General features: G+C 71.4%; 2 protein-coding genes and 1 pseudogene. All 3 read right to left on the bottom strand.

Annotated features, from left to right (window positions below; genetic code table 11):
• Positions 1-2,010 (bottom strand): annotated as a pseudogene (locus ACFWI9_RS30125) (type I polyketide synthase); the annotation flags it as partial.
• A gap of 130 nt (positions 2,011-2,140) precedes the next feature.
• The gene (locus ACFWI9_RS30120) at positions 2,141-6,952 is read right to left on the bottom strand and encodes an SDR family NAD(P)-dependent oxidoreductase (protein WP_387167163.1); all 4,812 of its coding nucleotides are present in this window, start codon (positions 6,950-6,952) and stop codon (positions 2,141-2,143) included.
• Between the two features lie 79 nt (positions 6,953-7,031).
• Positions 7,032-10,643, bottom strand: a 3,612-nt coding sequence (locus tag ACFWI9_RS30115; protein ID WP_387167161.1) for an SDR family NAD(P)-dependent oxidoreductase, incomplete at its 5' end; no start/stop codon positions are given.

Below are 10,643 nucleotides of genomic sequence, written 5' to 3'. Positions count from 1 at the left end.
GGCGGTCAGCTCGCCGATGGAGTGCCCGGCCACGAAGTCCGGCCGTACCCCCCACGACTCCAGCAACCGGTACAGCGCCACCTCAAAGGCGAACAACGCAGGTTGGGTATACCCGGTGCGGTCCAGCGCACCGCCGCCCTCCCACATCACCTCCCGCAACGGCAGACCAAGCACCCCAACCGTCTCGTCCAGCACACGAGCGAAAACCGGAAAAGCCTCGTACAGCTCCCGCCCCATACCGACCCGCTGACTCCCCTGCCCCGAGAACAGCAGCGCCAGCTTGCCGGGCCGCGGGGTGCCCGTAAGGAGGCCCGGGGCGGTCTCGCCGGCGGAGAGGGCGGTGAGTGCCCGGGGCAGGCTGTCGCGGTCGGTGGCGACGAGGACCGCGCGGTGTTCCAGGGAGGCGCGGGTGGTGGCGAGGGAATAGGAGAGATCCGTGAGGTCGGTGAGGTCGAGATCGGGCCGCTCGGCGAGTAGGTCCGACAGGGCGCGGGCCTGGGCGCGGAGTGCTTCGGGGGCCTTGGCGGAGATCAGGAACGGTGGCAGGAAGTCTGCCCCGGTGCCTTCGCTGGTCCCCTGCGGCTCGGTCCCCGGGAGGGACGTACCGTTCGGCGCTGTTTGCGGAGCCGGGGCCTCCTCGATGATCAGATGGGCGTTGGTGCCGCTCGCGCCGAAGGAGGAGACGCCGGCGCGGCGCGGCTGGCCGTCGGTCTCCCAGGGGCGAGCCTCGGTCAGCAGTTCGACCGCACCGGCCGACCAGTCGACGTGCGCGCTCGGCTCCGTGACGTGGAGGGTCTTGGGCAGTACGCCGTGCCGCATCGCCATGACCGTCTTGATCACGCCCGCCACGCCGGCCGCCGCCTGGGTGTGGCCCAGGTTGGACTTCAGGGAGCCCAGCCACAGCGGCCGGTCCATCGGGCGACCCTGGCCGTAGGTGGCGATGACGGCCTGGGCCTCGATCGGGTCACCGAGTGTCGTCCCTGTGCCGTGGCCCTCGACCACGTCGATGTCGCCGACCGTCAGGCGGGCGTTGACCAGGGCCTGGCGGATGACGTCGCGCTGGGCGGGGCCGTTCGGGGCGGTGAGACCGTTGGAGGCGCCGTCCTGGTTGACGGCGGAGCCGCGGATGACAGCGAGTACCTGGTGTCCGTTGCGTTGGGCGTCGGAGAGCCGTTCCAGCATCAGGACGCCGACGCCCTCGGACCAGCCGGTGCCGTCGGCGCTGTCGGAGAACGGCTTGCAGCGGCCGTCGGCGGCCAGGCCGCTCTGTCGGCTGAAGGCGACGAACGGTTCGGGTTTGACGAGAAGCGCGACACCGCCCGCCAGGGCTAGCGAGCACTCCTGTCGGCGCAGTGCGTAGGCGGCGAGGTGCATGGCCACGAGAGAGGAGGAGCAGGCGGTGTCGACGGTGACCGCCGGGCCTTGGAGGCCAAGGGTGTAGGCGACCCGTCCGGTGATGACGGCGCCGGAGCTTCCGGTCATCATGTAGGCCTCGGCCACCTCGGGCCGGGTGGCGACGAGTTCGCCGTAGTCATGGCCGCCCGAGCCGGTGAAGACGCCCACAGGAGCGCCGTGCAGCGTGTGGGGGTTGATGCCGGCGCGTTCGAACGCCTCCCAGGCCACCTCCAGGATCAGCCGCTGCTGCGGGTCCATGGCGAGGGCCTCGCGCGGGCTGATGCCGAAGAAGCCGGGGTCGAAGCCCGCGATGTCGTCGATAAAGCCGCCTTCACGGACGTACGACGTGCCGGGGCGCTCGCGGTCCGGGTGCAGCAGGGTGTCCAGGTTCCAGCCACGGTCGTCGGGGAACGGGCCGATGGCGTCACGGCCTTCGGCGACGAGCCGCCACAGATCCTCCGGTGAACGCACCCCGCCGGGATACCGGCAGCTCATCGCGATGATGGCGATGGGCTCCTGCTCCCGGCTCTCCGCCTGCCGCAGCCGCTGACGCGTCTGATGCAGCTCTGCGCTCACCTTCTTGAGGTAGTCGAGAACCCTTTTCTCGTCCTGCACCAAGGTCACCCCACTGCGCAAATAATGACGATCCGTGATCAATGGCTAAGAATTCAGTGCGCCGGCGGGACCGCCTACCCCTAGTCGCCCCTAGAAGCGCCTTGTCGGGTGCGGCCCCTGCCGATCGGGGTCAGCTGACTCCGAGTTCCTTGTCGATGAAGGCCAGGACGTCGTCGGCGCTGGCTTCCTCCAGCCGACTGGTGACGTCGGCGACGTCCTCGGTCGCGCCGGTCGCGCCGGTCGTGCCGGTGATGCCGGTGGTGCCGGTCAGGCGGGAGGCGAGGGCCTGGAGGCGGACGGCGAGCCGGTTGCGGTCGATGTCCTCCCGGGGGAGGCCGGGTGCGACGGCTTCCAGCCGGTCCAGGCCGGCGAGGACGGCGGCGAGCGGGTCGGCGTCGGTCCCGAGGAGTTCGGTCCGCAGGTGGTGGGCGAGGGCGGTCGGGGTCGCGTGGTCGAAGACCAGAGTGGCGGGCAGGTCGAGTCCGAGCGCGGCGGAGAGGCGATGGCGGTAGTCGACAGCGGTCATGGAGTCGAACCCGATGTCCTTGAACGCCCGGTCGGGCTCGACCTCGCCGCGGTCGTAGCCGAGGACGCGGGCGGCGTGCGCGCTGACCAGTTCGAGAAGGGTCCGTTCCTGGTCGGCCTCGGACAGCAGGGCGAGGCGTTCGGCGGACGTCTCGCGGTGCACGGTGTCTCCCTCGGGAGCTGCCGAGACGCCCGTACGGTCCTCCCCGGCATCGGTGGCCACGACCAGGGCCCGTATCAGCGGCCGGGAGCGGGCGAAGCCATAGGCGGCGGAGAATCGGGGCCAGTCGAAGTCGCCGACGACGAGGTGGGTCTCGTCGTCGTCCAGGGCTTGTCCGAGTACTTCCAGCGCGGATTCCGGGTCCATCGGGGGGACCCCGACTCGGCGCAGGGCGGCGTCGGCTTCGGCGTCGACCATGCCGCCGCGCCAGGGTCCCCAGGCGACGGCGGTGGCGGTTCGGCCGCGGAGCCGGCGCCGGTGGGCGAGGGCGTCCAGGTGGGCGTTGCCGGCGGCGTAGGCGGCCTGTCCGGCACTGCCCCAGACCGCGGCGCCGGAGGAGAAGAGGACGAAGGCGTCCAGTGACCGGTCACCGAGGATGTCGTCCAGGTGGCGTGCGCCCTCGGTCTTGGAGCGGCTGATGTCGGCGAACGCGTCCGGTGTCATGTCCGTCAGATCGGCAGGTTCGTGCAGGACACCGGCGGCGTGCACGACGGCGGTCAGGGGCTGTTCCCCGGGCACCTGGTCCAGCAGGGCGGCGACCGCCGCCCTGTCGGTGATATCGCAGGCCACAACGGTGACCTGTGCGCCCTGGGCGGTCAGCTCGTCGGCGAGTTCGGCGGCACCGGGGGCTTCCGGGCCGCGGCGGCTGGTGAGGAGGAGATGGCGGGCGCCGCGGTGGACGAGCCATCGGGCGGTGTGGGCGCCGAGGGCACCGGTCCCGCCGGTGATGAGCACAGTCCCACGGGGCCGCCACGCCCGTCCGCCCGACGGGGGGCGAGGGGCCCGCAGCATCCGTCGGCCGTACGTCGCGCCGGACCGTACGGCGACCTGGTCCTCGCCGCCCGGATCGGCCAGGAAGTCCGTGATCCGCTGGGCCAGTTCAGTCGCCGGAACGGTCTCCTCGGCGGCGGGTACGTCAATGAGACCGCCCCAGGTGTCCGGGTGGTCCAGGGCCAGGACGGTGCCGGTCCCCCACACCTGGGCCTGGTCGCATCGGACGTCCTCGCCGGCTTCGACAGCGACGGCGCCGTTGGTGACACACCACAGCACGGCGGGCTCGGCCAGTCGGCGAACCGCCCTGACCAGCGCGTGGTTGGCCAGGCCTCCCCGGGTCAGGCCCGTGTGGCGCGCGTAGGGGGTGTCGTCCAGGGCCAGCAGGGAGAGCACTCCAGCAGGCGTGCCGAGGCTTCCGGTCAGCGCTTCGGAGGCCTCGGCGGTATCGGCGGTATCGGCGAGCTCAGTCACGTCGGTGAATTCGGTGGTCTCGGTGACGAGCACGGTCGGGTGCCCGCCGCGCCGAGTGACGGCGTCCACGAGGGCGGGAACGAGCGGGTGGTCCTGGTACGTGGCGGGGACCGCGATGAGCCAGGTTCCGTTGAGTCGGTGTTCCGCCGACGTAGGTGCGATCGGATGCCAGGCGATCCGGTAGCGGAGGCGGTCCGGGTCGGCTGCCCGGACCCCGTCGCCCGATGTGGCGTCAAGCCAGTACCGCTTGCGCTGGAAGGCGTAGGTGGGGAGGGGTACGCGCTCGACGGGACCGGCGGAGGCGAACACGGCGTTCCAGTCCAGCGGTAGGCCACTGGTGTGGAGCTGCCCGAGAGCACGCAGGAGGGACTCGGTTTCGGAGCCCTGCCGACGGGCGGTGGCCATGTACACGGCGCCGTCCGCCTCGAGTCGGCTCGGAGCGAGGGCGGTCAGTACGGGCGTCGGCCCGACTTCGAGGAAGCGGCGTACGCCCCGGGCGGCGAGACTGCCCAGTCCGTCGTGGAAGCGGACGGCCTCGCGGACGTGCCGGACCCAGTACTCGGGATCTCGCAGGTCGGTCGGGTCGGCCAGGCGTCCGGTCACGTTCGACACAACCGGGATCCGCGGCTCGTGATAGGTCAGCCCGGATGCCAACTTCCGGAACTCCGCGAGCATCGGCTCCATCAGCGGGGAGTGGAAGGCGTGGGAGACCTTCAACCGGGTCGTACGCTCGAAGTGCCCAGCCAGCTCCGTAACAGCATCCTCGTCTCCGGAGACCACCACGGAAGTGGGTCCGTTGACAGCGGCCACCGCCACAGCCATGTCGCCACGATCGCCGATACGGTGCCGTACCTCTTCCTCGGTGGCCTGCACGGCGACCATCGCCCCACCAGCCGGAAGAGCGTCCATCAACCGGGCACGGGCAGCGACCAGCACCGCCGCATCCTCAAGAGACAGGACTCCGGCGACATGTGCGGCGGTCAGCTCGCCGATGGAGTGCCCGGCCACGAAGTCCGGCCGCACACCCCACGACTCCAGCAACCGGAACAACGCCACCTCAAAAGCGAACAACGCAGGTTGGGTATACCCGGTGCGATCCAGCGCACCGCCGCCCTCCCACATCACCTCCCGCAACGGCAGACCAAGCACCCCAACCGTCTCGTCCAGCACACGAGCGAAAACCGGGAAAGCGTCATACAGCTCCCGCCCCATACCGACCCGCTGACTCCCCTGCCCCGAGAACAGCAGCGCCGTACGGCCGGTGATCGGTGAGGTGCTCGGCTCTTCGCCGGAGGCCACGGCAGCCAGGCCGCGCAGCAGTTCGTCACGGCTGGACCCCACGACCACAGCTCTGCGGTCCATCGCGGCACGCGTGGTGAGCGTGTGGCCGACGTCCGCCGGGTGCAGGTCGGGGTGCCGGTCAAGGTGTTCGGCGAGTCGGGCGGCCTGGGCGCGCAGCGCGGCGTCGGTACGCCCGGACAGTACCCACGGCACCGCTGGAGGCCGTCCCGACATCTCTCCGGGATCGCCGCCGTCACCCTCCGGAGTGGCGGGCGGGGCCTCTTCGAGGATGACATGGGCGTTGGTGCCGCTGATGCCGAAGGAGGAGACGCCCGCGCGGCGGGGGTGCCCCGCGCGGTCCCAGGGGCGTGCCTCGGTGAGGAGTTCCACCGCGCCCGCCGACCAGTCCACATGCGGCGAAGGCTCGTCCACGTGCAGCGTCCGGGGCAGGACCCCGTGCCGCATCGCCATCACCATCTTGATCACACCCGCGACACCGGCAGCCGCCTGGGTGTGTCCGATGTTGGACTTGACCGAGCCCAGCCACAGCGGCGGGCGGTTCTGCGGCCGGTCACGGCCATAGGTGGCGAGCAGGGCGTCGGCCTCGATCGGGTCGCCGAGGACGGTGCCGGTGCCGTGGGCCTCGACGGCGTCGATGTCGTCTGGGCTCACTCGGGCGTTCCGCAGCGCCTCCTCGATGACACGGCGCTGGGCCGGCCCGTTGGGGGCGGTCAGGCCGTTGGATGCACCGTCCTGGTTGACCGCCGAGCCGCGGATGACGGCCAGCACCTCGTGGCCGTTGCGGCGGGCGTCGGAGAGGCGTTCGAGCAGTACCAGGCCGACGCCCTCGGACCAGCCGGTGCCGTCGGCCGCGGCGGAGAACGCCTTGCAGCGGCCGTCGGCGGACAGCGCGCGCTGCCGGCTGAACTCCACGAACACGTCCGGGGTGCACATCACCGTGGCGCCCCCGGCGATGGCGAGGGTGCATTCGCCCCGGCGGAGCGCGGCAGACGCCAGATGGAGGGTGACGAGGGAGGAGGAACAGGTGGTGTCGATGGTGACGGCGGGTCCCTGGAACCCGAAGGCATAGGCGACTCGGCCCGACAGCACGGCGGCCGAGTTGCCGATCATCAGGTAGCCCGCGACGTCCTCCGGGACCTGGATCGGGCGGGTGCTGTAGTCGTGGTACATGGCGCCCGCGAAGACGCCGGTGCGGCTGTCGCGCAGCGAGAGCGGGTCGATGCCCGCGCGTTCCAGGGACTCCCAGGTGAGTTCCAGCAGCAGACGCTGCTGCGGGTCCATGGCCAGGGCTTCGCGCGGGTTGATGCCGAACAGTCCGGCGTCGAAGTGGGCGATGTCGTCGAGGAATCCCCCGGCATGGGCCAGGCTGGTGCCGGGGCTGTCCGGATCGGGGCCGTGGAGCCCGTCCAGGTTCCAGCCCCGGTCGGTGGGGAACGGGGACATCGCGTCGCGGCCGCCTGCGATCAGCTCCCACAGATCGTCGGGGGTGCGGACGCCGCCGGGCATCCGGCAGCCCATGCCGACGACGGCGATCGGCTCATGCTGGAGCTCCTCGGCCTCCCGCAGGCGGCGCCGGGTCTCGCGCAGGTCCGTCGTGGCGCGTCGGAGGTAGTCGCGCAGCTTGTCGTCGTTCGACATCTCGTTGGACATCGGTCCCACCGTTTCGTCAGGTACCGCAGTGCTTCCGGTACCGCAGGTGCGTCAGGTTCTTTTCGGTGCCGCAGGTGCTTCAGAGCCCGAACTCGCTGTCGAGAACCTCGAACAGTTCCTCGTCCGTGGCGCCCGTGAGGTCGTCGCCGTTCTGCTCACCGGGCTGCGGGCGGTCACCGAGGCGGTCCTGCCAGGTGCGGATCAGTGCCTCCAGGCGGCCGGTGATACGGGTGGATTCGCCCTCGGAGAGCGGCAGGGCGGCCAGGGCGGCCTCCAGCCGGTCGACGTCGGCCAGCACCGAGCGTGAGACGTCCGCCTCGTCCACGGCGAGCTCCCCGGCCAGGTGGCGGGCCAGGGCGGTCGGGGTGGGGTGGTCGAAAACCACGGCGGCGGACAGGTGGAGCCCGGTAGCGGCCTTGAGCTGGTTGCGCAGTTCGATGCCCGCCAGGGAGTCGAAGCCGAGCTGCTGGAAAGTCGTCTCGGGGTCGATGGCGTCCGGCCCGGTGTGACCGAGCACGGCTCCGACGTGCGCTCTCACCATGTCGCTTACCGCGTGGGCCCGTTCGCCGGCGGGCAGACCCGCGAGGCGCTCGGCCAGGGCGCGACCGCCCGCGGCGCCACCGTCGCCGGTTCGGGTTCGGGTTCGGGTGAGACCGCGCGGACCTGCGGGCACCAGTGCGCTGAGAATGGCCTGGACGTCCGGGCCCGCGGCCCGGAGCGCGGCGGGGTCCAGCCGCACCGGGAGCAGGACGGGTTCGTCGGTGTCGAGGGCGGCCGTGAAGAGCCGCAGCCCCTCCTCGACGGTGAGGGCGCGGACTCCGCCACGGCGCATCCGGGAGTGGTCGGCCTCGCCCATCCCCCGCGTCATGCCCACTCCGCCCTGCCAGAGGCCCCAGGCCAGGGAGTACCCCGGCAGGCCCAGTCCGCGACGGTGCAGGACGAGGGCGTCGAGGAAGGCGTTGGCGGCGGCGTAGTTGCCCTGTCCGGCGGCGCCGAGTACACCGGCGGCGGAGGAGAACAGGACAAAGCCGCCCAGGTCGTGGTCTCGGGTCAGCTCGTGCAGGTGCCATGCCGTGTCGGCCTTGGGCCGCAGTACGGCGTCGGCCTGCTCCCTGCTCAAGCTGCTGATCAACGCGTTGTCCATGACCCCGGCCGTATGGACGACGGCGGTGAGGGGCCGGTCGGCGGGTACGGAGGCCAGCAGGCCGGCGAGCGCGTCGCGGTCGCCCGTGTCGCAGGCCTCGATCCGGACCCGGGCGCCAAGAGCGGTAAGGTCCGCCACCAGGTCGGCCGAGCCGGGGGCTGCGGCACCGCGGCGACTGACCAGCAGCAGTTCGCGCATGCCGTGGTCGGTGACCAGGTGCCGGGCGACCAGTCGTCCGAGGTCACCCGTGCCACCGGTGATGAGCACGGTGCCGTCCGGCTTCCAGCCGTCGGTGCCGCTCATGATGCCGGTGTTCACGACATCGGTGCTCCTGTCGACAGCCGCCTCGACGCCGCCGAGTCGCGGTACGCGCGCTGCGCCGTCCCGCAGGGCGAGTTGCGGCTCGCCGCGCACCGCGGCCGCGGCCAGCACTGCGTGCGGGGTGTCCGGCGTGTCCTGGTCGAGCAGCACCACCCGCCCGGGCTCCTCCTCCTGCGCGGACCGCACCAGTCCCCACACTGCCGCCTGGACCGGACCGGTCAGGTCGCCTGCCACGTCTCCTTCACCCGTGTCGACCGCGCGGTGCGTCACGACGGCGACCACGGAACCGGACAGCCGGTCGTCGCCGAGCAGCACCTGGAGCGCGGTGAGGGTGTGGTTCACGGCAGCGCGGAGTTGGGCGGGGACGCCTTCCGGTGCGGTGCCGGAAGGCGTTGGCAGGACGGCCTCTGCCGCCGCGACCGGGAGCAGGACCACGTCCGGTGCCCGCATCCGGCCATCGGCGACCGCGTCGATCAGAGTTGCCGCATCCGGGAAGCCACTGCCCTTTTCACTGCCCTGTGCCGGCTCGATCAGTGCGGCCGGAACCGGGGAACCGTCGCTGCAGGGCGTCGCCGCCCCGCCCACAACCACCCAGCCGGGGGTGGAGCCATGACCGGACGAGTCCGGTGCCGGAACCCAGTTCACCCGGTAGAGGCCGCAGCCGTCACCAGCCTGCGCCGACGTGCCGAACCCATGTGGTTCGGCGGGAAGGGGCCGGGTCGACAGGGACTTCACCGAGACAACCGGTGCCCCCGCGGTGTCGGAGGCCTCCAGACCGTCACCGGTGAGGCGGACCCGCAGCGTCGACGCCCCCGCGGCATACACACGGACCCCGGTCCACGAGAACGGAATCGACGGTCCGTCCTGGCCGTCTCCCGGACTGCGGCCGTCGGTCACACCGGTCAGGTGGACGTGCAGGGCGGCGTCGAGCAGCGCCGGGTGCAGACCGTATGCGCCACCGTCGATGAGATGGTCCGGCAGGACGACCTCGGCGAACAGTTCGTCACCACGCCGCCAGGCGGAGCGCAGTCCCTGGAACGCGGGCCCGTAGCGGAGCCCGTGGTCGGCCAACTCGTCGTAGAAGCCGGCGAGCCCGAGCGCCGCGGCCCCTTGCGGCGGCCAGATCTCCGTGCCCGATGCCCCGGTCACAGGCTCGGAGTAGACAGCTGCCCCAATGAGGAGACCGCTGGCGTGCCGGGTCCAGTCCGCGTCCCGTACGTCGTGCTCGGGACGAGAGTGCACCGCCACCGGTCGCCGACCCGAATCGTCGGGCTCCCCCACCGTGACCTGGAGCATCAGCGCACCTCGCTCCGGGAGGACGAGCGGAGCCTCAAGGGTCAACTCCTCTACGGCCGGGCACCCCACCTCGTCACCCGCTCGTACGGCCATCTCCACGAAGGCGGACCCGGGCAGAAGCACACTGCCCAACACGGCGTGGTCGGCAAGCCAGGGCTGCGTCTCCAGGGAGAGCCGCCCGGTGAGCGTGACACCGTCGCCGGTGGGTAGCGCCACCACGGCTCCCAGCAGAGGGTGTTGCGCCGGTTCCAGACCGGCTGTGGAGACATCTGCGGCGGAGTCAAGGGAGTTGATCCAGTAGCGCTGGTGTTGGAAGGGGTAGGTGGGCAGGTCGACGGTGCGGGCACCGCGTCCGTCGAAGAGAGCGGCCCAGTCGATGGTGACGCCTCGGGTGTGCAAGACACCCAGGGCGGTGATGAGTTGGTTGATCTCGGGTTGGTCGCGGCGCTGCGCGGCGAGGAACACAGCCTGGTCGCCGCAGCCCAGACCAGAGAGCACAGCCTGCGGGCCGATCTCCAGGAAGGTGCGTACGCCCGCTTCCTCCAGGGCCTGGATGCCGTCGTGAAAACGGACGGTCTCACGGACGTGCCGGACCCAGTACTCGGGATCGCGCAAGTCGGCCGGGTCGGCCAGGCGTCCGGTCACGTTCGACACAACCGGGATCCGCGGCTCGTGGTAGGTGAGTTGGGCGGCGGTCTTGCCGAACTCCGCGAGCATCGGCTCCATCAGCGGCGAGTGGAAAGCGTGGGAGACCTTCAACCGGGTCGTACGCTCGAAATGGCCGACCAGCTCCGTAACAGCATCCTCGTCTCCGGAGACCACCACGGAGGTGGGTCCGTTGACAGCGGCCACGGCTACAGCCATGTCGTCACGGTCGGCGATACGGTGCCGTACCTCTTCCTCGGTGGCCTGCACAGCGACCATCGCCCC

Source organism: Streptomyces sp. NPDC127084, assembly GCF_042724175.1.
Classification (GTDB): domain Bacteria; phylum Actinomycetota; class Actinomycetes; order Streptomycetales; family Streptomycetaceae; genus Streptomyces.
This window is presented reverse-complemented; position numbering and strand designations above follow the sequence as displayed.

Bases quoted from the DNA above. Each gene is read 5' to 3' on its own strand.
- ACFWI9_RS30120 (WP_387167163.1), bottom strand. From the start codon at position 6,952: ATGTCCAACGAGATGTCGAACGACGACAAGCTGCGCGACTACCTCCGA.